Origin of the sequence: Micromonospora sp. NPDC049799 (assembly GCF_040656655.1) — a bacterium.
GTDB lineage: Bacteria > Actinomycetota > Actinomycetes > Mycobacteriales > Micromonosporaceae > Micromonospora.
Genome location: NZ_JBFAMU010000023.1, coordinates 1 through 24,951 on the forward strand (window position 1 = coordinate 1; position 24,951 = coordinate 24,951).

Below are 24,951 nucleotides of genomic sequence, written 5' to 3' on the forward strand. Positions count from 1 at the left end.
CCAGCCGCGCGGCGAGCACCGCACCGACGCCGCCGGCCCACGCCGTACGCAGATCCGCGAGGGTCAGCTCGCCGACCGGTACCCCGACGGCCTCGGCGGCCTGCGCCGCCCAGGTCGCGACCGTGGCGACGGCGACCAGGCCGAGACCGGCCCACGCCACGAGGAGTGGACCGCGACGGGAGCGCCGGCGGGGCCACATCGTGGCGGCCAGCAGCGGCGGGCCGACCGCCGCGACGAGTCCCAGGTAGCCGAGGTACCGGGCCACCGGCACCAACGATCCATCGGACGACGCGTCGTCGGACGTCGGCTGCGGTGGCGCGGTCGAGGGCGCCCCGGCGGAGTAGGTGAAGCTGCCGGCGACGGGATGGCCGTCCGCCGAGATGACCCGGTAGCTCACGAGATAGGTGCCGAGCGGTCGCGCGGGAACCCGGACGGGGATCCGCATCGTCGTCCCCCGTACCTCCGGTTTCTCGACGTCGGTGCGCCTGCCGTCCGGGGCGAGCACCCGCACCCGGCCCGGTACGGGTGTCACCGGCTCGCTGAAGGTGACCACCACCTCCCGCGGGGCGTAGCCGACGACCGCGTCGCGCTGCGGCGCCGTGGAGACCACGACGGCGTGCGCGGCGGCCGGACCGGCGGGGGCCAGTGCGCCGCACAGGGCGGCCAGGACCAGCCCGAGCAGAACCGCCGCACGGGTACGCCCGTACGGCGGTTCTCCTCGGGCAGGGGACGTCACCGTCGACATCGCGGTGCCGGTGTCCGGGGGATCAGGTGCGGCGGAGCATGCGCCAGGTGGCGATGCCGCCGGTGCCGAGCGCGGCGAGGAAGACCAACCACACCACCGTGTTGCTGACGCTCATCTGGGGGCCGGTGTTGGCCGAGGCGGCGGCGAGCAGGCCGTCCTCGGCCGGGGCGGGCAGCGCGGCCGGCGGCAGTTCGGCCCAGCGGACCAGGCCGGTGCTCTCCAGCATGGTCATGTGGTCGTTGACGAAGGTGTTGGCGGCCTCGGCGAGGTCGCGGATGACCGGGTTGCGGGTGCTGGCCCGGACCGCGCCGATCACCGGGAAGATCTTGCCGTGCGCGACCCGCAGGCGGGTCACGAAGATCTGGTCGAAGCGGGCGCCGGTGGAGTCCTTCATCTCCTTCAGCCAGCCCTGCTGCTCGGCGGTCGGGTCGGTCGGGATGGCCGCGCCGAGTTTGTTCGCGGCGTCGACCGTGATCCGGTCCAACTCCTCGTGCTGCTTGGCGATCTCGGCACCGATCTGGCGTACGACCGGGTTCTGGCCCTTCTCGGCGGCCATCTGACCAGCCGGCATCTCCCACAGGCCGGCCAGCCGTACGCCGGCGAGCAGTGCCGCGTCGGCGGCGTTGAGCTGCTGCCCGGCCGGGGCGGCGAGGGCGGCGCCGGGCAGGAGCCCGAGCCCGGCGGCGATGGTGACGAGCAGCACCGCGACGCGGGTCCGGTGCCCCTGCCGACGACGGGCGGATCTGAGCGGTGCCATGTCTGCGGTGCCTCCTCGGGGCCGGACCGGTACACAGGTTGTCCGGGCCGCCGCACCCACCGGCCGCCCGTCCGTCCACAGGTACGGATTGAGCGCCGAATCAGTTCAGTGCGAATCGCGAATCAGCCGACGTCGAGCGGGTCCGCCAGCAGTCGCTCGAAGGCCAGCTCGGCCGCGCCGAGCAGGGGCGCGTCGTCGCCGAGCGTCGGGGTCCGCAGCCGGACGTGCTCCAGGCAGGCGGGCAGCGCGATCGAGTTGAGCCGGCTGCGCACCTGGGCCGCCGCCGCGAGGTAGAGGTCGCGCATGGTGCCGCCGAAGATGACCATCTCCGGGTTGAAGATGTTGACCAGGTTCGCCACGCCGAAGCCGAGCCAGTCACCGGCCTGGCGTACGGCCGTCTGGGCCCGCGCGTCCCCCCGGTCGGCGGCGTCGAACACGGCCAGCAGGGCGTCCTTGCCGCGGGCGTCGGCGCGGCCGGCGGCCTGGAGCAGTCCGTGCTCGCCGATCTCGGTCTCCCAGCAGCCCCGGGACCCGCACGCGCACCGTGACCCGCCGGGGACCACCACCATGTGCCCGACCTCGCCGCTGTACCCGCCGTGCCCGGTCAGCCGCCGCCCGCCGACGATGATGCCGGCGCCGACGCCGACGTCCCCGTACAGGTAGATGACGTTGTCGCAGCCGGCCGCCGCACCACGGGCGTGCTCGGCGAACGCGGCCACGTCGGCGACGTTGCCCACCACGACCGGCACGTCGAGCCCCAGTTCCTCGCCGAGCGCCGCGCCGATCGGCTCGTCCACCCAGCCGGTGGTCGGCCCGAGCCGGACCAGGCCGTCGTCGCGGCGCACCATGCCGCACACGGCGACGCCGGCGCCGACACAGATCGCGTCCGGCGGCACCACCTGCCGCATCTCCTTCACCGCGCCGGCCAGCAACGGCGCGGCCTCCGCGGCGGTGAGGTTGTGCGGCCGGGCCAGCTCCCGGCGGTCGAGCACCGCGCCGCCCAGACCGATCCGCGCGACCCGCAGCCGGTCCACCTCGATGCTGTACGCGTACGCGTGCACACGGGCCGACTCGGGCCGGACGACCAGTGACGGTCGTCCGGCCCGGCCGGTCTCCTTCGGCGCCCCCTCGCTCACCAGGCCGGCCGCGGCGAGGTCGGTGGTGAGTGCGCCGATGGTGCTCCGGTTCAACCCCAGCGTGGTGGTGAGTTCCGCCCGTGAGGTCGCGCCGTGCACGTGCACGTGGCGCAGCAGGGCACCCAGGTTCTGCCGACGGATCTCGTCCTGAGTGGGTCCTGCGCGCATGGGGTCGTTACTTCCGTGAAGCCGGGATCAGCGGGTGCCGGTGGCCGCGGACCGTCGCCGCGACAGCGCGTCCACGCCGGCGGCGAGCAGCAGCACCAGGCCGGTCAGCACGTACTTGACGCCGGAGCTGTACCCCATGAGGCCCATCCCGTTGATGATCACCGCAACCACCGCGCCACCGAGCACGGCGTCGATGATCCGGCCCTTGCCGCCGAAGAGGCTGGTGCCGCCGATGACCGCCGCGCCCACGGCGTACAGCAGCACGTTACTGCCACCGGTGTTGGGGTCGACCGACCTGTCCCGGCTGGCCGCGATGATGCCTCCGACGGCCGCCATCGCGGAGCAGATGACGAACGCCGAGATGCGGATCTTGTCCACGTTGATGCCGGCCCGCCGGGCCGCCTCGCGGTTGCCGCCGACCGCGTACAGGTGCCGGCCGTACGCGGTGCGGCTCAGCACGAACGTCCAGAAGACCAGCAGCACGGCGAGGATCGGCACCACGATCGGCATGCCCTTGTTGGAGCTGATCAGCGGGTTGATGCTGCGCTCCTGGTTGAGCACGTACACCGCGATGCCGAGGATGACCGCCAGCGCGGCGATCCGGCCGAAGACCACCATGATCGGGTCGGTGACCAGGCCACGGGCCGTACGGTTGCGGTGGCGCAGCAACTGCGCGGCGGCGTACCCGCCCACGGCGACCGCGACGAGCACCCAGCCGATCAGCGGCGGGACCCAGCGGTTCTCGATCGCGATGATCGTCTCGTCGCGGATCGAGATGTTGGTGCCCTCCTCCATGAGCAGCAGCACCACGCCCTGGAAGGCCAGGAAGCCGGCGAGCGTCACCACGAAGGACGGGATCCCCACCTTGGCCACGAGGACGCCCAGGGTGAGGCCGATGACCATGCCGGTGAAGAGCGCGGCGGCCACCGCGACGTACCAGGGGTAGCCGAGCACCGTCGCCACGTTGGCGAGGATCGCCGCGCAGACGCCGCTGGCGAAGCCGGCGGAGAGGTCGATCTCGCCGAGCAGCAGGACGAAGATCAGGCCCATCGCGATGGCGGTGACGGCCGCGCCCTGGGTGAACAGGTTGGCGAAGTTCGCCGCCGAGAAGAAGACCGGCCGGACGATCGCGAAGACGAGGCAGAGGACGAGCAGGCCGGTGACCGCCGGCAGCGACCCGAGGTCACCACCGCGTACGCGGGCCAGGTAGTTGCGGACGTAACTGCCGACGGTGGGCGGCGGGGTGACGGACGCCGGCCCCTCCTGGCGGACGGTGGTGGTGGTCATCGGACGGCTCCCGGGGTGCTGGCGGCGGGCTCGCCGCCGTTGTCGGACTGCCCGTTGCCCCCGCCGAGGCCGAGCCCGCCGGACCGGCCGGCGGTGATCAGCTCGACCACCTGGGCGTGGGTGATGTCGGTGGTCTTCACCTGAGCGACCATCTGGCCGAGGTACAGGGCGGCGATCCGGTCGGACACGGCGAAGACGTCGTTCATGTTGTGCGAGATGAGGACCACGGCCAGGCCGTTGTCGGCCAGCCGGCGGACGAGTTCGAGGACCTGCGCGGTCTGCGCGACGCCGAGCGCGGCGGTGGGCTCGTCCAGGATCACCAGCTTGCTGTTCCACAGCACGGCCTTGGCGATGGCGACGGTCTGCCGCTGGCCGCCGGAGAGGCTGGAGACGTGCTGGCGCAGGGACTTCACGGTGCGGACGGAGAGACCGGCGAGCGTCTCGGCGGCCATCTGCTCCATGGTCGGCTCGTCGAGCACGATGCCGCTGCGCTTCTCCCGGCCGAGGAACATGTTCTGCACGATGTCCAGGTTGTCGCAGAGCGCGAGGTCCTGGTAGACGACCTCGATCCCGTACGAGGCGGCGTCCCGGGGGCTGTTGATGGTCACCGGCGCGCCGTCGAAGAGGAACTCCCCGGCGTCGGTGGGGTAGATGCCGCTGATGCACTTGACCAGCGTGGACTTGCCGGCGCCGTTGTCGCCGACCAGCGCGGTCACCTCGCCGGGGTAGGCGGCGAAGGCGACGTCGCGCAGGACCTGGACGGGACCGAAGCTCTTGTCGATCCCGCGCAGCTCCAGCAGGGGGGTCGCGGACACGGGGGTCTCCTTACGCGCTCAGGGGAGGTCTCGGGGCCCGTCCGGTGGCGGCAGGCCGCCCGGCACGGGGTTGCCCGTGCCGGGCGGCCTCACCACGGCGGGGTTCAGCTGATGCCGGCGTCGGCGCAGAGCTTGGCGTACGCCCCGGTGCAGATCTCGTCCTTGGTCACGAAGCCGTCGGCGATGACGTCCTTGACGTTCTCCTTGTAGATCGCCTTCGGGGTGAGCAGCACGGCGGCGACGTCCTTGCCCGACTCCGGGTCCTTGACCGTCTGGCCGGTGTCCTTGCGCTCGCCCTTGGCCAGGGCGATGGCCAGGTCGGAGGCGGCCTTCGCCTCTTCGCGGATCGCCTTGTAGACGGTCATGCACTGGTCACCGGCGAGGATGTTCTGCAGGCCCTGCGGCGTCGCGTCCTGACCGGTCACCGGCACCTTGCCGTTGAGCTTGTTCTTCTTGAGCACGGAGATGGCCGCGTTGCCGAGGCCGTCGTTGGCGGCGAGGACGCCGTCGATCTTGCCCTTCTGCGCGGTCAGCATCTGCTCGAAGATCACGCCGGCCTGCGCGTTGTCCCAGTCCGGAACGTCCTGGTCATCGGCCTTGGTGTACTCCTTGGCGTCGAACTTCGGCTTGAGCACCGAGTCGTAGCCGTTCTTGAACAGGGTGGCGTTGTTGTCGGTGGGGGAGCCGTTCAGGTAGACCACGTTCGGGTTCTTGACACCCTTGTCGGTCAGGCACTTGCTCAGGCCCTCGCCCTGGAGCTTGCCGACGGCCTCGTTGTCGAAGCTGACGTAGTACTCCGCGCCACCGCCGAGGGTGAGCCGGTCGTAGTCGATGGTGGCGACGCCCTGGGACTTCGCCTTCTCCAGCACGGCCTTGCCGGTGCCGGAGTCCAGGTTGACGATCATCAGGGCAGTGACGCCGCTGGTCAGCATCCCGTCGGCGATGGTGGAGAAGTTCGCCTTGTCGCCCTGCGCGTTCTGGATGTCGTACTTGACGCCGGCGGCCTTGAACGCCTCCTCCAGGAACTTGCGGTCCGCGCCCTCCCAGCGGGCGGAGGACTTGCTGTCCGGAAGGATCACGCCGATCTTCGGGGTCTTCTGAGCGCCGGCCTGGTCGCCGCCGCCGGAATTGTCGCCACAAGCCGCCATGCTGCCGGTGGCCAGGAGGCCCACGGCGGCGACGGCGAGGAAGCCCTTGCGCATGTGCAGGGTCCTTTCGGGGGTGGGGGATGGTGGTTCTTTTGTTGTGCCCGGCAACGTATTCCGCGTGAGACCCCGCACACAAGAGTGCCGAGGCCACGAGTTTGTTGGGGGCGGTAACAATTCGGCAACGCGCCCGACGCCCGGCTGTCACCGACCAGGAAGCGCTCTCTCCCCACCCCAGCCGGGGCAAGCTCGTCGATCATGAAGTTGACGGGCGAAATCGGGCCTCCAGCACCCGCCAACCTCATGATCACCGGCGCGGAACCTGCAGGATCGCCGCACGGACGGGGCTGGGCCGGGCTGGGGAGCGGGTCAGGGGGTGGCGAGGGGGGCTGTGGTGGCGTTGGTCAGGGTTGCCAGGTCCTCGGGGGACAGCTCCAGTTGGAGACCGCGGCGGCCGGCCGAGACGTACACGGTCTCGTGCCGCAGTGCCGTCTCGTCGAGCACGGTCGGGAGTCGTTTGCGCTGCCCCAACGGGCTGATGCCGCCCCGGACGTATCCGGTGGCGCGCTCGGCGACCGCGCGGTCCGCCAGCGCGGCGCGCTTGCCGCCCAGGGCCGCGGCGAGGGCCTTGAGGTCCAGCTCGCCGGTCACCGGAACCACCGCCACCGCGAGTGCCCCGTCGACCTCGGTGACCAGCGACTTGAACACGCGCTCCGGCGGCACCCCCAGGGCCGCCGCCACCAGGGCGCCGTAGTTCGGCGCGTCGGGGGAGACGTCGTACGGATGGGTGCGGTGTGCCACCTTCCGCTTCGCCAGCAGCGCCGTCGCCGGAGTGCCCTGTCCTGCCACGATCGTCAACCTAGCCGCGCCGCCGCGGACCGGCCAGCGGGAATCGCCACCGCGTCACGCCCGGACCGGGCGGCGAAGTCGCGTCACGCCGCGACCGGGCGGCACACCAGCACCGTCGGCGCCCCGGCCACCCGGGTCAGCACCAGGCTCGCCGCCTCGCCGCCGGCGAGCCGCAGGTCGCGGCGGAGCTTCTCCGGTTCCAGTGCCGAGCCGCGCTTGAGGATCTCCACCCGCCCCACGCCGCGCTCCCGCAGCAGCGCGCGCAGTCGCTTGAGCGAGAACGGCAGCGTGTCGGTGACCTCCAGGCAGCGCGCGAACGGCGTCGGGGTCGGGCTGTCGGCGTACAGGTAGGCGATGCTGGGGTCGGCGAGCGTGGCGTCGAGGTCGGCGGCCAGCTCCGCGACCAGGTGCGCGCGGACCACCGCCGCGTCCGGGTCGTACAGGTACCGCCGCACGGGGCCGACCGCCGCCTCCTCCCGGCCGGAGCCGGTCAGCTGATGACAGGGGGCTGTTCCTCCACCTGAGGCGTTGAGCGGGGGCACTTCCCTCAGGATGGTCGCGCGGCGCGGGACTTCGGCGAGGGCGCCGCACCACAGCGCCGCCTCGACGAGGTCGCCGTCGACGCTGACCCACTCGGCCTCCGCGCCGGCCGGGATCAGCGCGTGGTCCAGGCCCGGGGCCACCTTCACCACGGTGCGCGGCACCCGCTCGGCCAGCCCGGTGACGAAGTCCCACGGCGGCGAGTAGGCGTTCGGGTCGAAGATCCGCCGGCCGGTGCCCGCCTTCCGTCGCGCCGGGTCGCAGAACACGCCGTCGACGGTAGACACGTCGAACGCGGTGGCGTCGCCGCACTCGACGGTGAACCGGTCCGCCAGCCCCGCGGCCTCGGCGTTCGCGGCGGCCATCGCGGCGGTCAGCGGGTCGGCCTCCACCCCGTACACCCGGATGCCGGCGCGGGCCGCGGCGAGCGCGTCGGCACCGAGCCCGCACCCCAGGTCGGCCAGGCGGGTCACGCCGCCGGCGCCGCCGGCGTGACCTTCGGCGGTCTCGGCGTCGCGGCCGGCCTGTGCCAGGCCGGCTCCGGTGTGGCGTTGGCCGGTGCTGCCGTGGTCTCCGCCGGCCTCCTGGCCGCCGCGCTCGCGAACTGGTACCTCGAGGCGCCGTGCCAGCTCGACGTCGACGTGATCCGCCGCGACGGCGAGTACGCGGTGGTCCCGATGTTCGCCATGGCCGCCTCGGCGATGTACCACCTCGTCCAGGACGGCCGCTTCGGCGCGCTGGGGATCGTCGCCGGCAGCGTCGAGGGCTTCGCGCTGGTGGCCCGGCAGTACCTGACGCTGCACGACGTCCGGAAGTACGCGAGCCGGCTGGCCGAGCGCGAGGCGCACTTCCGGGAGCTGGCGCACACCGACCCGCTGACCGGGCTGGCCAACCGCCGGGGGCTGCTGCGCGCGCTGCACCGGTGCGCGGAGACGGGCACCAACTGCGTCCTGCTCAGCCTCGACCTGGACGGCTTCAAGAACGTCAACGACATGCGCGGGCACGACGTCGGCGACGCGGTGCTGGCGGAGGTGGGGCGGCGGCTGCGGGGCAACCTGCGCCCCGGCGACGTGGCGGCCCGGCTCGGCGGGGACGAGTTCGCGGTGCTGATGCACGGCCGGCAGTCCGAGGCGGATCGGGTGGGCGAGCGGCTGCTCGGTGTCCTGCACGGCGCGTACGACCAGCCGGAGGGGCCGGTCTTCCTCTCGGTGAGCATCGGCACCGCCGGGTGGGCCGGCGAGCCCGACGTGGAGCTGCTGCTGCGCCACGCCGACCTCGCGCTGCGCTACGCCAAGCAGCGCGGCAAGAACCGGATCGAGCGCTACGACGCCGCGTACGACCAGCTGCTGCGCCGGCGTACCGTCGTCGAGCACGAGCTGCGCGGCGCGATCGAGCGCGGCGAGTTGCGGCTGGCGTTCCAGCCGGTGGCCTCGCTGCCGTCGGTACGCCCCGTCGGCGCCGAGGCGCTGCTGCGCTGGCACCACCCGCAGCTGGGCAACGTCCGTCCCGACGAGTTCATCCCGCTCGCCGAGGAGTGCGGGATGATCGCCCAGCTCGGTGCGTGGGTCCTGCACGAGGCCTGCTACCAGCTGTCCCGCTGGCTCGCCGACGGCCACGACGTCTGGGTGTCGGTCAACGTGTCTCCGCGTGAACTGCACGCCCCGGAGTACGTCGTCCAGGTGGCCGACGCCCTGCGCGCCCACCACGTGCCCCCGCAGCGGCTGGTGCTGGAGGTGACCGAGCACGCCGTCGCCACCGACCTCGACGAGCTGATCCGGCGGCTGACCGCGCTGCGGCTGACCGGCGTACGGATCGCCCTGGACGACTTCGGCGCCGGCTACTCGTCCCTGGGGCAGCTCCGCCGCCTTCCGATCGACATCCTGAAGATCGACCACAGTCTGGTCGCCGAGCACGAGCCGGTCCGACCGGTGGGCCGGGACGGGCCCGCCTTCGCGCCGATGGTCGACGTCGTCATGCGCCTCGGTCACCAGCTCGGGCTGGAGGTCATCGCCGAGGGGGTGACGACCCCCACCGAGCTGGCCGCGGTGGTGGCCGCCGGGTGTCGCTTCGGGCAGGGCGCGCTCTTCGGCTGGGGGGTGCCCGCCGAGCACCTGGAGGCGATGCTGGAGGCCGCCACGTCGCCCGGAGCCCGTCCGGCGCCGGTGCCCGCGCCCCCGGCGGTACCGCCCCCCGCGGTGCCCCGTCGACTGCCGGCGGTGCCCGCCCCCCGTCGCCCCGAGAGCGGGTCCGAGCAGGTCGATGAGGGTGCGCCGGCTCCCCGAACGGGTGAATACGGAAGATCCGTTAACCAACATGTGGGATCAGTTGACTCATCGCATGAGATGCGTCAGGCTTGACCGCATGTCGTACCGGTCTCTGCGAGTACTTACCTGAGCGCACTCTCCCCCGTCGAGAGTGCGCTGGCCCCGTGCATCCTGCACGAGGGCTTTTTTGTTGCCGTCGGACCAGATCGACGCGGGCCCGCCCGCGTCGGACCCCCAAGCCACACCCACTCCAGCCGAAGGCCTGAAACGCCATGACGAGACCCACGCCCGAGACACTCGCCCACTCCGCCCGGCGGAACCGCGCGACCGCCGAGCCGGCGACCGACGCCGACCACGCCGGCACCGCCCGCGCCGCGGCCACCCCGGCCGTTCCCGCGGTACGCACACCCGTCCCGGCCGAGGTCAGCGGGGCCGGCTCGCTCGTGCGGTCCCTTGAGGCGCTCGGCGTCGACGTCGTCTTCGGCATCCCGGGTGGCGCGATCCTGCCGGCGTACGACCCGCTCTACGACTCGTCGGTCCGGCACATCCTGGTGCGGCACGAGCAGGGCGCCGGGCACGCCGCGACCGGCTACGCCCAGGCCACCGGCCGGGTCGGAGTCTGCATCGCCACGTCCGGCCCGGGGGCCACCAACCTGGTCACGCCGATCGCCGACGCGTACATGGACTCGGTGCCGATGGTGGCGATCACCGGTCAGGTCGCGCGGCCCTCGATCGGCACGGACGCCTTCCAGGAGGCGGACATCCAGGGCATCACCCTGCCCATCACCAAGCACAACTTCCTCGTGCAGAGCCCCGAGGAGATCCCGCGCGTGCTGGCCGAGGCGTTCCACCTGGCCGGCACCGGACGGCCCGGGCCGGTCCTGGTGGACATCCCGAAGGACGTCCTCCAGGCGTCCACCACGTTCGCCTGGCCGCCGACGCTGGACCTGCCCGGCTACCGGCCGACGCTGCACCCGCACGGCAAGCAGATCCGCGAGGCCGCCCGGCTGATGACCTCCGCCCGCCGCCCGGTGCTGTACGTGGGCGGCGGCGTGCTCAAGGCCGGTGCCACCGAGGGGCTGCGCAAGCTGGCCGAGCTGACCGGCATCCCGGTGGTCACCACGCTGATGGCGCTCGGCGCGTTCCCCGACTCGCACGAGCAGCACCTCGGCATGCCCGGCATGCACGGCACGGTCGCCGCGGTGTACGGCCTCCAGAAGGCCGACCTGATCGTGGCCCTGGGCGCCCGCTTCGACGACCGGGTGACCGGCAAGCTGGACTCGTTCGCCCCGGACGCCACGGTCGTGCACGCCGACATCGACCCGGCCGAGATCGGAAAGAACCGGCACGCCGACGTCCCGATCGTGGGCGACGCCCGGCACGTCATCGACGAGCTGATCGCGGCGATGACGGTGGAGCACGCGGCGGGCCGGTCCGCCGACCTGTCCGACTGGTGGACGCAGCTGCGCGACCTGCGGGAGCGGTACCCGCTCGGCTACGACGAGCCGGACGACGGCACCCTCTCGCCGCAGTACGTGATCAAGCGGCTGGGCGAGATCGCCGGCCCGGACGCGATCTACGTCGCGGGCGTCGGCCAGCACCAGATGTGGGCCTCGCAGTTCATCTCGTACGAGAAGCCGTACAGCTGGTTGAACTCCGGCGGCCTCGGCACGATGGGCTACGCGGTGCCCGCGGCGATGGGCGCCAAGGTCGGCAAGCCGGACACGGTGGTGTGGGCGGTGGACGGCGACGGCTGCTTCCAGATGACCAACCAGGAGCTGGCGACCTGCGCGCTGGAGGGCATCCCGGTCAAGATCGCCGTGATCAACAACGGCAACCTCGGCATGGTGCGGCAGTGGCAGACGCTCTTCTACAACGAGCGCTACTCGAACACCGAGCTGGGCACCCACAAGCACCGCATCCCCGACTTCGTGAAACTGGCCGAGGCCCTCGGCTGCGTCGGCCTGCGATGCGAGAACGCCGCGGATGTCGACAAGACGATCGAGGCGGCGATGGCGATCAACGACGCGCCGGTGGTCATCGACTTCGTGGTCGGCAAGGACGCCATGGTGTGGCCGATGGTCGCCGCCGGCACCAGCAACGACGAGATCATGTTCGCCCGCGGCGTCCGCCCGGCTTTCGACGAGGATGACATCTGATGACCATGCACACCCTGTCCGTGCTGGTGGAGAACAAGCCGGGTGTCCTGGCTCGCGTCTCCGGCCTGTTCTCCCGGCGCGGCTTCAACATCGACAGCCTCGCGGTCGGTGAGACGGAGAACCCGGACGTCTCCCGGATCACCATCGTGGTCAACGCCGAGTCCTCCCCGCTGGAGCAGGTGACCAAGCAGCTCAACAAGCTGGTGAACGTACTCAAGATCGTGGAGCTGGACCCGCAGGTGTCGGTCGCCCGGGAGCTGCTGCTGGTCAAGGTCCGCGCGGACCGCGCGGCCCGCGGCCAGGTGCTGGAGACGGTCAACCTCTTCCGGGCCCGGGTGGTCGACGTCGCGCCGGACACGCTGACCGTCGAGGCCACCGGCACCCCCGACAAGCTCGACGCGCTGCTGCGCGACCTCGAACCGTTCGGCATCAAGGAAATGGTCCAGTCCGGGCAGGTGGCGATCGGGCGCGGCTCGCGTTCCATCACCGCCGGTCCCGCGCTGCGCGCCGCCTGACCCAGCACCACAGACCACGACGGGCCGACGGGCACCGCCGTACGAAAGGGAAACCATGAGCGTTGAGGTGTACTACGACGACGACGCCGACCTGGGCCTGATCCAGGGCCGGAAGGTCGCCGTGATCGGCTACGGCAGCCAGGGCCACGCCCACGCGCTGTCGCTGCGTGACTCGGGCGTCGACGTGGTGATCGGCCTGCCGGAGGGCTCCAAGAGCCGGCCCAAGGCCGAGGAGCAGGGCCTGCGGGTGCTCACCCCGGCGGAGGCGGCGGCCGAGGCCGACGTGATCATGATCCTCGCCCCGGACACCGCCCAGCGCACCATCTACGCCGAGTCGATCGCGCCGAACCTGGCCCCCGGCAAGGCGCTGTTCTTCGGCCACGGCTTCAACATCCGCTACGGCCTGATCAAGCCCCCCGCCGAGGTGGACGTGGCGATGGTCGCCCCCAAGGGGCCGGGTCACCTGGTCCGCCGGCAGTACGCCGACGGCAAGGGCGTGCCGTGCCTGGTCGCCGTCGAGCAGGACGCCAGCGGCAACGCCCTGGCCCTGGCCCTGTCGTACGCGAAGGGCATCGGTGGCACCCGGGCGGGCGCGATCCGGACCTCCTTCAAGGAGGAGACCGAGACCGACCTCTTCGGCGAGCAGGCCGTCCTCTGCGGCGGCGCGGCGGCGCTGGTGCAGACCGGCTTCGAGGTGCTCACCGAGGCGGGCTACGCCCCTGAGGTCGCGTACTTCGAGTGCCTGCACGAGCTGAAGCTCATCGTCGACCTCATGTACGAGGGCGGCATCGCGAAGATGCGCTACAGCATCTCCGACACCGCCGAGTACGGCGACCTCTCCCGGGGCCCGCGCGTCATCGACTCCCGGGTCAAGGAGGAGATGCGCAAGATCCTGGGCGAGATCCAGTCGGGCGAGTTCGCCCGGGAGTGGGTGGCCGAGGACGAGGCCGGGCGGCCCAACTTCGCCAAGTGGCAGGCCGAGGGTGCCGCGCACCCGATCGAGGAGACCGGCGCGAAGCTGCGCGGCATGATGAGCTGGGTGGACCGCCCGATCACCGAGACCGCCTGACCCGGCGCACGGTCCGACCGCCGGCGGGCTTTGTTCCCGGCGTGTAGTCGGCCGGCGGTCCGGTGTCGACGTTCTCCCCGACGTCGACGCCGGACCGCCGGTCGCGCCACCCGGGCCGGATTCGCCCTCCCGAGCCACGGCATGATCCACTCGGCGTCATTGAAGTCGGCCACTTCCCGAGCCAGGACACCCCGACTTCAGTGAGGCCGAGTGGATCATGCTGTCTCGACCCCGCCCCAGGACCTCGTGAACGATCGTTAATCCGCACGTCACGCGCCGTTTGTGAGGGCACTCACCCCGGTGTCCGGGACATGTCGTCCGGCCCGCCCCCTACGATCCCAGGTAGGTGCGCAGCCGGCACCTGACGGCCATGGCACGGACCAGCGCGGGGCGCAGCGCCGCCTCCCGCCGCCCCGCCGCCCGCTCTGACGACATCTACGAGGACCAATGAATCCTGTCGTACTGATCGCCGAAGAACTCGCTCCCGCCGCCATCGAGGTGCTCGCCCACGACTTCGACGTCCGTCACGTCGACGGCACCGACCGCCCGGCCCTGCTCTCCGCGCTCTCCGAGGCCGACGCCGTCATCGTCCGCAGCGCCACCCAGATCGACGCCGAGGCGATCGCCGCCGCGCCGCGCCTGAAGGTGGTCGCCCGCGCCGGCGTCGGTCTGGACAACGTCGAGGTGCCGGCCGCCACCGCGCGGGGCGTCATGGTCGTCAACGCCCCCACCTCGAACATCGTCTCCGCCGCCGAGCAGGCCCTCGCACTGCTGCTCGCCGTGGCCCGCAACACCGCCAGCGCCAGCGCGGCGCTGAAGGCGGGGGAGTGGAAGCGGTCGAAGTACACGGGCGTGGAGATCCAGGGCAAGACGGTGGGCGTGGTCGGCCTCGGCCGCATCGGCGTGCTGTTCGCGCAGCGGATCGCCGCCTTCGGCACCCGGCTCATCGCGTACGACCCCTACATCCAGCCGGCCCGCGCGGCCCAGCTCGGCGTGCGCCTGGTCGGCCTGGAGGAGCTGCTGCGGGAGAGCGACTTCATCTCCATCCACCTCCCGAAGACCCCGGAGACCGTGGGCCTGATCGGTGAGAAGGAGCTGGCGATCGTCAAGCCCGGCGTGCGGATCGTCAACGCCGCCCGCGGCGGGCTGGTGGACGAGCAGGCCCTCGCGGACGCGATCGCCGAGGGCCGGGTCGCCGGCGCCGGCGTGGACGTCTACGCCAAGGAGCCGTGCACCTCGTCGCCCCTGTTCGCCTTCGACAACGTGGTGGCGACCCCGCACCTGGGCGCCTCGACGGGCGAGGCGCAGGACAAGGCCGGCCTGGCCGTCGCCAAGAGCGTCAAGCTCGCGCTCCAGGGCGAGTTCGTGCCGGACGCGGTCAACGTGCAGGCCGGCGGCGTCGTCGCCGAGGACGTCCGGCCGCTGCTGCCGCTGGCCGAGAAGCTGGGCCGCGCCTTCACGGCCGTCGCCGGCGGCGTCGCCGCCAGCGTCGTCGTGGACGTGCGCGGTGAGGTCGTCGACCACGACGTCTCGGTGCTCAAGCTCGCCGCCACCAAGGGCCTGTTCAGCTCCGTCGTCGAGGAGCAGGTCACCTACGTCAACGCGCCGCACCTGGCCGCGGAGCGCGGCGTCGAGGTCACGCTGGCCACCCAGACCGAGACGGTCGACCACCCGAACCTGGTGACCATCCGAGGCGCGCTGCCCGACGGCCGTACGGTCAGCGTCTCCGGCACCGTCACCACCGCCGGCACCCGCGACGTCCTCAAGCTGACCGAGGTGGACGGCTTCGACGTCGAGATCGGCGCGGAGGGCATCCTGGTCTTCCTGCGCTACGTCGACCGGCCCGGCGTCGTCGGCACCGTCGGCACGCTGCTCGGCGAGGCCGGCATCAACATCGCCGCGATGCAGGTGGCCCGCCGGGAGGCCGGCGGCGAGACCCTGATGACCCTCACGGTCGACCAGGCGCTCGGCGCCGACCTGCTCACCTCGGCAGCGGACTCGATCGGCGCGGTCGCCGCCAGCGCCGCGGACCTCCGCGACGAGTAGGCACGTACGACAGCGGGGGCCCGGCGATCCGCCGGGCCCCTTCGTCGTACACGGGGGTCGTCAGCCGGGCAGGCGCGCCGGCGGCGGGTAGACCGAACCGTCCTGGGCGTCGAAGAGCATCAGCCCGTTCTCCCCGGCCAGGCGCTCGACGTCGAGCAGCACCTGGTCCTCGCAGGTCGGGTGCAGGTTCAGCTCGACGTGGTCGTTGGCCGCGTGCAGCGGTGTGACGGCCCACGGGGTGTCCGCCCCCGGGTGCCGGTCGGGGTAGGACGCGGTGATCGCCCGGTAGAACCGCACCACCCGTGGGTCGGGGTAGCGGTCGACGTGCTGTCCCTGCCGGCACCGCTCCACCGCTGCCCGTACGTCCTCGGGCGTCGCCCCGTCCGCCAGGGCCCACACGCTCAGATCGAAACTCACGGCGGACAGAGTGCCATTCGTCGTTCACCGGTACGCAACTGCCCCGCCGCAGGCCAACCGGTCGGATGAGCCCATCCTGGCCGGACGGTCCGGAGTGGAGACTCTTGCGTCGAGTTGCGTCGATTCGCTAGCGTACCCGTGCGGTCACTGGCCGAGTTCGCGACATGGACCCGTCTTCGGGTGACGAGGTCGATGCCGCGACCCGACCGGCCCGCACCCCTCGATTGCGCGAGCCACGCGCACTCGTCGCTGGCCGGCCCCCACGGTCGTTGCCGAGACCGTGGGGGCCGATCGCGGCCCGGAGGTGGTCTCGCTCGCTTGCCCCGGCAGCGGTGTCAGCGCCGGTGGGCGAAGAGCGCGCGGTAGTCGGACCCGTTGCGGAACCACGCCAGCCCGGTCGGGCCGGCGGCGTAGAGAGCGGTCGCGTACGCGTCGGCGACCGCGAGGTCCGGGCCGACGACCGTCGCGGCGACCAACTGGTCGGCGGGCTCCCCGGTGTGCGGATCCACCACGTGGCCCTGTCGGCCGGTCACGCCGGAGGTGCCGACCGCGCCCGCTGTCATCTCCAGCACCAGTGGTGCGCGCCGCCGGTCGGTGGGGTGGTGTACGGCCACCCGCCACGGGCCGCCGTGCGCCGCGTGCCCGCGTACGACGAGGTCCGCTCCGGTGAGCACGGCGTAGTCGTGGATGCCGGCGGCCCGCAACCGGGCCGCGGCCCGCTCCACCGCCCACCCGCCGAGCAGGCCGCCCGGGTCGAAGCCGCCGGGGACGGCCCACGCGTCGAACCAGCCGTCGGTGGCCGCCCGCATGGCGGCGCAGCGGTCCACGAGGTCGGTCAGGGGCGGGTACGACTCGGGGCTGATCTCCCCCCGGCGCAGCCGGGAGACCAGGCTCTCCGGCCGGGTCGGCCCGTAGGTCAGGTCGATGGCGCGCAGCTCCGCGACGGCGTCCCGCAGCGCCCCGCCGACACCCCGGCGGCCCAGCCACCCGGGTGCGTTGAGCAGCAGCGAGTACTCGGCGGTGGCGGTGCGCACGCTGTGCTGTACGGCGATCCGGTCCCCGGCGACGACGCCGGACCGGTCGACGCGGTGACGCAGGGCGCCGAGCCGCAGGTCCGCCCGCCAGCCCTGCCGGAATGCCGTCGGGTCCACCCACCGGGTCCGTGGCTGCTCGTCGATCCGCATCGCACTGCTCCTCACCCGAGCGGTCCCGCTGTCGTCGCGTCGCCGCACACGGGCCCCCGTGACCCGCTGGCCATCACCCTAGGCAGGGCACATGACCACACCATGAATGTCACCTGGGAGACTCCTGTGCATCCGGGTTTCCCGTATCGTGGAACCGCCGTACCGGGGGGCGGGACGGAGGCGTACCGTCGGGCGGACGGCCGGACGAAGGAGCAGACGTGGCACGGATCGCGGTGGTGGCCGGGGACGGTATCGGCCCCGAGGTGGTCGCGCAGGCCCGCAAGGTCATCGACGCCGTGCTTCCCGGGGTCGAGGCCACCGAGTACGACCTCGGCGCGGCACGCTACCACCGCACCGGCGAGGTCCTGCCGGACTCGGTGCTGGAGGAGCTGGCCGGGCACGACGCCATCCTGCTCGGCGCCGTCGGCGACCCGACCGTCCCGCCGGGCGTGCTGGAGCGCGGGCTGCTGCTCAAGCTCCGTTTCGCCTTCGACCAGTACGTGAACCTCCGGCCGTCGCGCCTCTGGCCCGGCACGGCCGGCCCGCTGGGCGGCGTCAAGCCCGGCGAGGTGGACCTGGTGGTCGTCCGCGAGGGCACCGAGGGCCTGTACGCGGGTGCCGGCGGCAGCCTGCACCGGGGCACCCCGGCCGAGATCGCCACCGAGGAGAGCCTGAACACCCGGCACGGGGTGGAGCGGGTGATCCGCGACGCGTTCGCGCGGGCGCGGCGCCGGGAGCGGCGCAAGGTCACCCTGGTGCACAAGACCAACGTGCTGACCCACGCCGGGTCCCTGTGGGCCCGCACCTTCGACGTGGTGGCCGCCGAGCACCCCGACGTGTCCACGGAGTACCAGCACGTCGACGCCGCCGCGATGTTCCTGGTGACCCAGCCGCAGCGCTACGACGTGGTGGTCACCGACAACCTCTTCGGCGACATCCTCACCGACATCGCCGCCGCCGTCACCGGCGGGATCGGGCTCGCGGCCAGCGGCAGCATCAACCCCGACGGGACGTACCCGTCCATGTTCGAGCCCGTCCACGGTTCCGCACCGGACATCGCCGGGCGGGGCGTGGCCGACCCGGTCGCCGCCGTGCTCTCCGCCGCTCTCCTGCTCGACCAGCTCGGCCACCCCGACGCCGCCGCCCGCATCACCGCCGCCGTCGGCGCCGAGCTGGCCGGCCGCGTAGCGGGCGTACCGGTACGCACCGAGGAGGTCGGGGACCGGCTGGCCGCACACGCCACCGTCTAGACCCCTCCGCCGGCCGACCAGGCCGGTGCGGTCGCCGGCCCCACCCGGTCGGCGACCCCTCTCGACCCGACCCGACCCGGTCCGGTCACCCCGGCCCGCCGGCGCCTGTCCCGATCACGGGGAGTGCGCGGCGGACCACCCCCGTCCGGCACCGCGAGCGCGCCGGGAGCGGCGCTACCCGGTGAACGACCGTTCGGGGTAAGTTTCTCGCACCCTACTTCTCGGCATGCGGACCCGTGTGCCGTCTCTCGCAGGAGGTCAGCGCATGAGCGGTGGTGACAAGCTCGATTTCGAGATCCGTCCGAATCCCGCGGCGGTATCCGCCGCCGAACGGGCCGCCCTGCTGGCCAACCCAGGCTTCGGGCGGGTCTTCACCGACCACATGGTCACCGTCCGCTACGCCGACGGTAAGGGCTGGTACGACGCCCGGGTCGAGGCGCGCGCGCCCATCCCGATGGACCCGGCGGCGGCTGTCCTGCACTACGCGCAGGAGATCTTCGAGGGGATGAAGGCGTACCGCACCGCCGACGGTGGGGTCACCATGTTCCGGCCGGACGCGAACGCCGCCCGGTTCGCCGACTCGGCCCGCCGGATGGCGATGCCCCCGCTGCCGGAGCAGACCTTCGTCGAGTCGCTGCACCGGCTCATCGAGATCGACCGCGAGTGGATTCCCGAGGGCGAGGACGGCAGCCTCTACCTGCGACCGTTCATGTTCGCCAGCGAGGTCTTCCTCGGTGTGCGGCCGGCCAACGAGTACCTGTACGTGGTGATCGCCTCGCCGGCCGGGGCGTACTTCGCCGGCGGGGTCAAGCCGGTCACGGTCTGGGTCTCGCCGGACTACACCCGCGCCGCGCCGGGCGGCACCGGTGCGGCCAAGTGCGGCGGCAACTACGCCGCGTCGCTGGCGGCCCAGGCCGAGGCGATCGAGAACGGCTGTGACCAGGTGGTCTTCCTGGACGCCGTCGAGCGGCGCTTCGTCGACGAGCTGGGCGGCATGAACGTCTTCTTCGTCTACGACGACGACACCCTGGTCACCCCGCCGTTGACCGGCACCATCCTGCCCGGCATCACGCGGGAGTCGGTGTTGACCCTGGCCCGGGACGCGGGCCACCGGGTCGAGGAGCGGCCGGTCACCTTCGCCGACTGGCAGGCCGACGCGGCCAGCGGGCGGCTGCGCGAGGTGTTCGCGTGCGGCACCGCGGCGGTGGTCACGCCGATCGGCACGGTCCGCTTCCCCGACGGGGAGTTCCTCGTCGGTGGCGGTGAGCCGGGCCGCGTCACCATGGCCCTGCGCCAGCAGCTGGTGGACCTCCAGCGTGGCAAGGTCGCCGACCCGCACAACTGGGTCCACCGCGTCCTCTGAGATGTAGGGAAGGGCCCCTCCTTAACGCCTGGCGTTAAGAAGGGGCCCTTCCTTACATCCGGTCCAGCAGGTGCTCGCGCAGGGCGGTGAGCTGGGCTTCGGTGACGCCGGCGTGACGGAGGTAGTCCTCCACCGAGCCGTGGCCCTCGCGGAGTTCGGCGAGGAACAGCAGCATCGCCTGCTCCGGGCAGGTGAGCGGGGGCAGGCCCGGGCGCATCTGCTGGCCCGTGGAGGCGAACCACGCCATGAACCGTTCGCCAGCCTCGGTGCTCAGCGCGTAGTCGGCGGCGATGTCCTCGTCCGGGACGCCCAGCACGGCGAGGGTGAGGCCGCAGACGATGCCGGTGCGGTCCTTGCCGGCGACGCAGTGCACGACGACCGGGGCGTTCGCCGAGTCGGCGATCAGCCCGATCGCCTCGGCCAGCCCGGCGGTCCCGGTCGCGGCGAGGTCGGCGTACCGGTCGGCGAGGTAGCGGGCCAGGTCGGCGCCGGGCTCGTACGGACGCTCGTGCCACTCGGCGTGCTCCGGGTGGATGTTGCGCCAGGTCAACCCGTCGAAGTCGGGAACCCGGCCGTCCCGCTCGACCTCGTAGGGGCGGCGCAGGTCGATCACGGTCCGTACGTCGAGGGCGGCGAACGCCTCCCGGTCGGTGTCGTCGATGCGGTGCAGGGAGTCGGAGCGGTAGAGCCGGCTTCGTCGCACCGTCCGACCGTCGTGGCCGGTGTGGCCGCCGACGTCGCGGAAGTTGAACATCGCACTGAAGGGGATCCTGCGGTCCGTACCGATGGTGTCCACGTCGACACGGTAGCGGCCGGTGGGGCTTCCGCCCCACCGGCCACTGAACAGGATCAACCGTTACCTGGCGGTACCCGGCGGAATGGCCGAGTACGTCTCGCCGTAGTAACCACCGAGCTTGTCCCGGTAGGCCGGGTCGGTGTCGGCGGTCTCGTCGTACTCGGGCGCGGCCTTGATCTGGTCCTTGCTCCGGTCGACGTAGACCTTCCGCTCGTCGTGGTCGACGTGGTTGACGGTGCCGGCAGGGATCATGACCTTCTTGCCGAAGATCCACGGACCGGTGTCGACCACGAGGTAACTGGAGTTGACCTCGTGGCTGGCACTGTCCACCTTGCCGATGCCGCCGTCACTCGCCTCCACCTTGTAGCCCACCAGGTCGGCGCCGGTCACGCCGGCCTCGTCCCGGTAGCGCCACGGGTCGAAGGTGCCGCCGGGCACGTCGCCCGGGAAGGCGCCCTGTCCGCCGTGGACGAGCGGATCCGGCGTCCCGTGCGTCGTTCGAGGGTCGAGCCGCTCCATGGCGTTCACTCCCTTTCTCGACTTTCTCGGGGGATGTTGCCTGTCGTACGGTTCCTACCCCCCTGCGGCGATCCATACACGCCGACCAGCAGCGGAATCAGGCGAGCGCGGCCTCGGCGTCGAGGGTGACCGCGGCGGCGTGCACGACGGCGGCGATGCGCAGCCCCTCGTGCACCTGGTCGCGGCTGAAACCCGCGTTGCGCAGGGTCTTCTCGTGCGACTCCAGGCAGACACCGCAGCCGGTGATCGCCGAGACGGCGAGGCACCACAGCTCGAAGTCGGCCTTCTCGACGCCCGGTCGGGCGATGATCTGCATCCGCAGCCGAGCCGGGATCGACTGGTACTGATCGTCCCCGATCAGGTGCTTCGCCCGGTAGTAGACGTTGTTCATCGCCATGATGGCGGCGGCGCCCTTGGCCGCCTCGACCGCCTCGGGTGTGAGGTGGCTGCCCGCCTCGTCGGCGATCTCCCTCAGCACGACCGCGTTGCGGGCCGCGACCGCGCAGGCCAGCGCGGTGCCCCAGGCCTGCTCCGGCTTCAGGGTCGACGTGCTGATCGTGGAGCCGAGGTTGAGCCGGATGTCCCTGGCGTACTCGGGCAGGGCCGCCTTGACCACGTCCAGACCCATGTCAGGCACCGGCGCCGGCGAGGAGGGAGTTGGCGTCGAGGGTCGCGCCGCCCTTGTTCCAGTTGCACGGGCACAGCTCGTCGGTCTGCAGGGCGTCGAGGACCCGCAGCACCTCGGAGACGTTGCGGCCGACCGAGCCGGCGGTCACCATGGCGAACTGGATCTCGTTGTCCGGGTCGACGATGAAGGTGGCCCGCTGGGCCACGCCGTCGGAGCCGAGCACACCGCAGTCGGCGGTCAGCTCGCGCTTGATGTCGCTGAGCATCGGGAACGGCAGCTCCCGCAGGTCCGGGTGGTCCTTGCGCCACGCGTAGTGGACGAACTCGTTGTCCACCGACACCCCGAGGACCTGGGCGTCCCGGTCGGCGAACTCGCCGTTGAGCCGGCCGAACTCGGCGATCTCCGTCGGGCAGATGAAGGTGAAGTCCTTCGGCCAGAAGAAGACCACCCGCCACTTGCCCTCGTGGGACTTGTGGTTGATGGTCTCGAACGCCCGGTCGGCGTCGAGCGACACGCAGGCGGTGAGTTCGTACTCCGGGAAGCGGTCACCGACAGTGAGCACAGGTCCTCCTTGACAGCGGCACGAGGCCGGTAACTGGATCGGTTCCAGATACTTCCGTAGCGGCGCTTCCGCCGCTCAGCGGCCGGATGACTTGTGAAGTCGATCACCGGCGGGCGTGTCCCGCCGGGACGGTCTCCTGGATCCACTACGGGCACCCTGCGTCACCGTCCCGGCATGTGGATTCTTCCTCCCAAAAGCGGGCCGGGGTGGCACAGTATCGATCGTGACCAGCACCGTCCTGATTATCGACAGCTAGCGCGCCGGCCCCTCCGCCGAGCGCGCAGACCTCCTGCATTCGCGGGGGGTCTTTTTGTTGCTCCCGACAGCCCGCGAAGAAGGGAACCCGATGACGTTCCAGGTGTACGACACGACCCTGCGTGACGGCGCGCAGCGCGAGGGGCTCAGCTACTCCGTGGTCGACAAGCTGGCGGTGGCCGCGCTGCTCGACGAGGTCGGTGTCGGCTTCATCGAGGGGGGCTGGCCGGGCGCGGTACCCAAGGACACCGAGTTCTTCCGGCGCGCGCGCACCGACCTCGCCCTGAAGCACGCCGTGCTGGTGGCGTTCGGGGCGACCCGCCGGGCCGGCGTCGCGGTCGCCGACGACCCCCAGGTGCGCGGATTGCTCGACGCGCGGACGCCGGCGATCGCTCTGGTCGCCAAGGCGGACCTGCGGCACGTCGAGCGGGCGCTGCGCACCTCCGCGGGCGAGAACCTGGCGATGATCCACGACACCGTCGCGCACCTGGTCGCCGAGGGACGCCGGGTGTTCGTCGACGGCGAGCACTTCTTCGACGGCTACCGGCACGACCCCGCGTACAGTTCGGCGGTCGTCGAGACCGCGCTCGCCGCGGGCGCCGAGCGTTTCGTGCTCTGCGACACCAACGGCGGCATGCTGCCCTCCTGGGTGACCGCTGCGATCGCCGACCTCACCGACCGGATCGGTGTCGCCCCCGAGCTCCTCGGCATCCACTGCCAGAACGACACCGCCTGCGCGGTGGCCAACACCATTGCCGCCGTCGAGGCCGGGGTTCGGCACGTACAGGGCACCGCCAACGGGTACGGCGAGCGGCCCGGCAACGCCGACATCTTCGCCGTCGTCGCGAACCTCCAGCTCAAGCTCGGCATGCCGGTCCTACCGGACGGCTGCCTGGAACAGATGGTGCGGGTCTCCCACGCCATCGCCGAGATCGCCAACATCGCCCCCGACACCCACCAGGCCTACGTCGGGGCCGCGGCCTTCGCTCACAAGGCGGGCCTGCACGCGAGTGCGATCAAGGTGGATCCGCTGCTCTACAACCACGTGGAGCCCGAGGTGGTCGGCAACGACATGCGGATCCTCATCACCGAGATGGCCGGCCGGGCGAGTGTCGAGCTCAAGAGCCGCGAGCTGGGCCTGGACCTGGCCGGCCATCCGGAGACGCTGTCGAAGGTGACCAGCCGGGTCAAGGAGCTGGAGGCCGGTGGTTGGTCGTTCGAGGCGGCGGACGCCTCGTTCGAGCTGCTGGTCCGCTCCGAGCTGCCGGGTGCCGCCCTGACCCGGCCGTTCGCGCTGGAGTCGTACCGGGTGCAGGTCGAGCACCGGGAGGACGGCGCGGTGGTCTCCGAGGCCACGGTGAAGATCCGCGTACGGGGTGAGCGGGTCATCGCCACCGCCGAGGGGAACGGCCCGATCAACGCCCTGGACGAGGCGCTGCGGGTCGGGCTCGCGAAGCACTACCCCGAGCTGCGCGCCTTCGAGCTGGCCGACTACAAGGTCCGCATCCTGGAGGGCAGCCACGGCACGGGCGCGGTGACGCGGGTCCTGGTGGAGACCTCCGACGGCGCGGGCCGGGACTGGACGACCGTCGGGGTGCACCCGAACGTGGTGGAGGCGAGCTGGCACGCCCTGGTCGACGCGCTGACGTACGGCCTGGACCGGGCTCGGGTCTGACGTGTCGGAAGGGCTCTCCGGGGACCTTCCTCACACCCCGGCCGGGAGGGTCAGCTCGGCGAGCACGGCGCGGTGGTCGCTGCCCGGCACGGCGTGCACGGAGACCGCGCGGACGGCGATCCGCCGGTCGACGAGCACGTGGTCGATGGTCACCGGCGGGACCGGGTCGCCGTCGTAGGGGCCCCACGTGCCGACCAGTCCCGCTCCCGCGGCGTCGGCCGCGTCGACGTACCCGGTGTCCAGCAGGTCGCGCAGCGGCGTGTGGTCGAGGGTGGCGTTGAAGTCCCCGGCGAGGATCCGCAGCGGCCCGTCCGGGGTGGCCGGCGGCTGCGCCGCGAGGTCGGTGCGCCAGTGCCCGACCTGGTCGACCGCGTACGGCGCGGCGGGATGCGCCGACTCCACCCGCACCGGCGGGCCGTCCGGGACGGCCACCGTGCCGTACGCCTGGTCGAAGCCCCAGCCTCCCCGGTTGTGCCGCACCCCGCCGTCACCGATCGGGAAGCGGGCGTAGAGACCCGAGCCGACGGTGCCGACCTGCGGGTGGAGCTGCCGGTGGGGGAGCAGCTCGGTCAGGCCGAGCCGGTCCAGCTCCGCCTGCGCGCCGGGGCTGAGCTCCTGCACGGTGAGCACGTCGACCCGGTGCCGGCGGACGAGGTCGACCAGGGTCCGCGCATCGGCCGCCCCGGCGAGCAGATTGGCGGTCAGCAGCCGGACGCTGGGGCCGTTCGCGCCCGGTTGTGGCGAGGAGAGCGTCCGGGGCGCCACCAGGGCGACCAACACGGCCGCGGTCACCGCCGCGACCGCCGC

General features: G+C 72.2%; 20 protein-coding genes and 3 pseudogenes. 8 read left to right on the forward strand and 15 right to left on the reverse strand.

The window, feature by feature from the left end; genetic code table 11:
• The 8 genes and pseudogenes from AB0I76_RS03930 to AB0I76_RS03965 all read right to left on the reverse strand — a co-directional run.
• A partial coding sequence (locus tag AB0I76_RS03930; RefSeq protein WP_357029617.1) for a copper resistance CopC family protein occupies nucleotides 1-745 on the reverse strand: 745 nt, incomplete at its 3' end.
• Nucleotides 746-767: 22 nt separating this feature from the next.
• Nucleotides 768-1,502, reverse strand: a complete 735-nt coding sequence (locus AB0I76_RS03935) for a DUF4142 domain-containing protein (protein WP_357029620.1) — start codon at nucleotides 1,500-1,502, stop codon at nucleotides 768-770.
• A gap of 122 nt (nucleotides 1,503-1,624) precedes the next feature.
• Complete coding sequence (locus AB0I76_RS03940; RefSeq protein WP_357029623.1) at nucleotides 1,625-2,806, reverse strand: ROK family protein; 1,182 nt, start codon at nucleotides 2,804-2,806, stop codon at nucleotides 1,625-1,627.
• A gap of 27 nt (nucleotides 2,807-2,833) precedes the next feature.
• Nucleotides 2,834-4,093 (reverse strand): ABC transporter permease, encoded by a 1,260-nt coding sequence (locus tag AB0I76_RS03945; protein ID WP_357029625.1) that lies wholly within the window; start codon nucleotides 4,091-4,093, stop codon nucleotides 2,834-2,836.
• Entirely contained in the window at nucleotides 4,090-4,908 is an 819-nt protein-coding gene (locus AB0I76_RS03950; protein ID WP_357029628.1) for an ATP-binding cassette domain-containing protein, read from the reverse strand. The genes AB0I76_RS03945 and AB0I76_RS03950 overlap by 4 nt, the downstream gene beginning before the upstream one ends.
• A gap of 104 nt (nucleotides 4,909-5,012) precedes the next feature.
• Nucleotides 5,013-6,110 (reverse strand): substrate-binding domain-containing protein, encoded by a 1,098-nt coding sequence (locus tag AB0I76_RS03955; protein WP_357029630.1) that lies wholly within the window; start codon nucleotides 6,108-6,110, stop codon nucleotides 5,013-5,015.
• Between the two features lie 312 nt (nucleotides 6,111-6,422).
• Nucleotides 6,423-6,905, reverse strand: a complete 483-nt coding sequence (ybaK, locus tag AB0I76_RS03960; protein ID WP_357029674.1) for a Cys-tRNA(Pro) deacylase — start codon at nucleotides 6,903-6,905, stop codon at nucleotides 6,423-6,425.
• 80 nt (nucleotides 6,906-6,985) lie between these two features.
• Nucleotides 6,986-7,906, reverse strand: a pseudogene (locus AB0I76_RS03965) (methyltransferase domain-containing protein); the annotation flags it as partial.
• Nucleotides 7,907-7,918: 12 nt separating this feature from the next.
• Between AB0I76_RS03965 and AB0I76_RS03970 the strand changes: the two are divergent.
• From AB0I76_RS03970 to serA, 5 genes and pseudogenes are all read left to right on the forward strand, one after another.
• Nucleotides 7,919-9,799 (forward strand): annotated as a pseudogene (locus AB0I76_RS03970) (bifunctional diguanylate cyclase/phosphodiesterase); the annotation flags it as partial.
• Nucleotides 9,800-9,978: 179 nt separating this feature from the next.
• Nucleotides 9,979-11,865: an acetolactate synthase large subunit gene (locus tag AB0I76_RS03975; RefSeq protein ID WP_357029633.1), complete on the forward strand. Its 1,887-nt coding sequence runs from the start codon at nucleotides 9,979-9,981 to the stop codon at nucleotides 11,863-11,865.
• On the forward strand, nucleotides 11,865-12,380 hold the full coding sequence (ilvN, locus tag AB0I76_RS03980; RefSeq protein WP_357029636.1) for an acetolactate synthase small subunit: 516 nt from the start codon (nucleotides 11,865-11,867) through the stop codon (nucleotides 12,378-12,380). Before AB0I76_RS03975 ends, ilvN begins: the two co-directional genes overlap by 1 nt.
• Before the next feature lie 37 nt (nucleotides 12,381-12,417).
• Nucleotides 12,418-13,449, forward strand: a pseudogene (ilvC, locus tag AB0I76_RS03985) (ketol-acid reductoisomerase); the annotation flags it as partial.
• Nucleotides 13,450-13,896: 447 nt separating this feature from the next.
• The gene (gene serA / locus AB0I76_RS03990; protein ID WP_357029639.1) at nucleotides 13,897-15,495 is read left to right on the forward strand and encodes a phosphoglycerate dehydrogenase; all 1,599 of its coding nucleotides are present in this window, start codon (nucleotides 13,897-13,899) and stop codon (nucleotides 15,493-15,495) included.
• Between the two features lie 60 nt (nucleotides 15,496-15,555).
• Here the strand turns inward: serA and AB0I76_RS03995 are convergent, their stop codons facing one another.
• Complete coding sequence (locus tag AB0I76_RS03995; RefSeq protein WP_357029642.1) at nucleotides 15,556-15,912, reverse strand: hypothetical protein; 357 nt, start codon at nucleotides 15,910-15,912, stop codon at nucleotides 15,556-15,558.
• A 335-nt stretch (nucleotides 15,913-16,247) separates the two neighbouring features.
• Nucleotides 16,248-17,096 carry an FAD:protein FMN transferase gene (locus AB0I76_RS04000; RefSeq protein WP_357029645.1) on the reverse strand — a complete coding sequence of 283 codons (849 nt, stop codon included), beginning with the start codon at nucleotides 17,094-17,096 and terminating at the stop codon, nucleotides 16,248-16,250.
• 218 nt (nucleotides 17,097-17,314) lie between these two features.
• On the opposite strand from AB0I76_RS04000, the gene AB0I76_RS04005 reads away from it, so the two are divergent.
• Together AB0I76_RS04005 and AB0I76_RS04010 are read left to right on the forward strand one after the other, a co-directional pair.
• Nucleotides 17,315-18,346 carry a 3-isopropylmalate dehydrogenase gene (locus tag AB0I76_RS04005; RefSeq protein WP_357029649.1) on the forward strand — a complete coding sequence of 344 codons (1,032 nt, stop codon included), beginning with the start codon at nucleotides 17,315-17,317 and terminating at the stop codon, nucleotides 18,344-18,346.
• 265 nt (nucleotides 18,347-18,611) lie between these two features.
• Nucleotides 18,612-19,709 carry a branched-chain amino acid aminotransferase gene (locus AB0I76_RS04010; RefSeq protein WP_357029652.1) on the forward strand — a complete coding sequence of 366 codons (1,098 nt, stop codon included), beginning with the start codon at nucleotides 18,612-18,614 and terminating at the stop codon, nucleotides 19,707-19,709.
• Nucleotides 19,710-19,761: 52 nt separating this feature from the next.
• Here AB0I76_RS04010 and AB0I76_RS04015 read toward each other — a convergent pair whose 3' ends face one another.
• The 4 genes from AB0I76_RS04015 to AB0I76_RS04030 all read right to left on the reverse strand — a co-directional run bounded on the left by AB0I76_RS04015 (nucleotide 19,762) and on the right by AB0I76_RS04030 (nucleotide 22,214).
• Nucleotides 19,762-20,505, reverse strand: coding sequence for a tyrosine-protein phosphatase (locus tag AB0I76_RS04015; RefSeq protein ID WP_357029655.1), 744 nt, complete (start codon nucleotides 20,503-20,505; stop codon nucleotides 19,762-19,764).
• A 60-nt stretch (nucleotides 20,506-20,565) separates the two neighbouring features.
• Nucleotides 20,566-21,024, reverse strand: coding sequence for a PRC-barrel domain-containing protein (locus tag AB0I76_RS04020; protein WP_357029659.1), 459 nt, complete (start codon nucleotides 21,022-21,024; stop codon nucleotides 20,566-20,568).
• Between the two features lie 97 nt (nucleotides 21,025-21,121).
• Nucleotides 21,122-21,652 (reverse strand): carboxymuconolactone decarboxylase family protein, encoded by a 531-nt coding sequence (locus AB0I76_RS04025; RefSeq protein ID WP_357029662.1) that lies wholly within the window; start codon nucleotides 21,650-21,652, stop codon nucleotides 21,122-21,124.
• Between the two features lies 1 nt (nucleotide 21,653).
• Complete coding sequence (locus AB0I76_RS04030; protein ID WP_357029665.1) at nucleotides 21,654-22,214, reverse strand: peroxiredoxin; 561 nt, start codon at nucleotides 22,212-22,214, stop codon at nucleotides 21,654-21,656.
• 346 nt (nucleotides 22,215-22,560) lie between these two features.
• On the opposite strand from AB0I76_RS04030, the gene cimA reads away from it, so the two are divergent.
• Nucleotides 22,561-24,144 carry a citramalate synthase gene (gene cimA, locus AB0I76_RS04035; protein WP_357029668.1) on the forward strand — a complete coding sequence of 528 codons (1,584 nt, stop codon included), beginning with the start codon at nucleotides 22,561-22,563 and terminating at the stop codon, nucleotides 24,142-24,144.
• Between the two features lie 30 nt (nucleotides 24,145-24,174).
• Here cimA and AB0I76_RS04040 read toward each other — a convergent pair.
• The coding region (locus AB0I76_RS04040) for an endonuclease/exonuclease/phosphatase family protein (RefSeq protein WP_357029671.1) at nucleotides 24,175-24,951 on the reverse strand (777 nt) is incomplete at its 5' end.

Excerpts from the sequence above, each read along its gene's own strand:
- AB0I76_RS03935 (WP_357029620.1), bottom strand. The coding sequence starts at position 1,502 with ATGGCACCGCTCAGATCCGCCCGTCGTCGGCAGGGGCACCGGACCCGC.
- AB0I76_RS03940 (WP_357029623.1), bottom strand. The coding sequence starts at position 2,806 with ATGCGCGCAGGACCCACTCAGGACGAGATCCGTCGGCAGAACCTGGGT.
- AB0I76_RS03945 (WP_357029625.1), bottom strand. The coding sequence starts at position 4,093 with ATGACCACCACCACCGTCCGCCAGGAGGGGCCGGCGTCCGTCACCCCG.
- AB0I76_RS03955 (WP_357029630.1), bottom strand. The coding sequence starts at position 6,110 with ATGCGCAAGGGCTTCCTCGCCGTCGCCGCCGTGGGCCTCCTGGCCACC.
- AB0I76_RS03975 (WP_357029633.1), top strand. The coding sequence starts at position 9,979 with ATGACGAGACCCACGCCCGAGACACTCGCCCACTCCGCCCGGCGGAAC.
- ilvN (WP_357029636.1), top strand. The coding sequence starts at position 11,865 with ATGACCATGCACACCCTGTCCGTGCTGGTGGAGAACAAGCCGGGTGTC.
- serA (WP_357029639.1), top strand. The coding sequence starts at position 13,897 with ATGAATCCTGTCGTACTGATCGCCGAAGAACTCGCTCCCGCCGCCATC.
- AB0I76_RS04000 (WP_357029645.1), bottom strand. The coding sequence starts at position 17,096 with ATGCGGATCGACGAGCAGCCACGGACCCGGTGGGTGGACCCGACGGCA.
- AB0I76_RS04010 (WP_357029652.1), top strand. The coding sequence starts at position 18,612 with ATGAGCGGTGGTGACAAGCTCGATTTCGAGATCCGTCCGAATCCCGCG.
- AB0I76_RS04020 (WP_357029659.1), bottom strand. The coding sequence starts at position 21,024 with ATGGAGCGGCTCGACCCTCGAACGACGCACGGGACGCCGGATCCGCTC.
- AB0I76_RS04025 (WP_357029662.1), bottom strand. The coding sequence starts at position 21,652 with ATGGGTCTGGACGTGGTCAAGGCGGCCCTGCCCGAGTACGCCAGGGAC.
- cimA (WP_357029668.1), top strand. The coding sequence starts at position 22,561 with ATGACGTTCCAGGTGTACGACACGACCCTGCGTGACGGCGCGCAGCGC.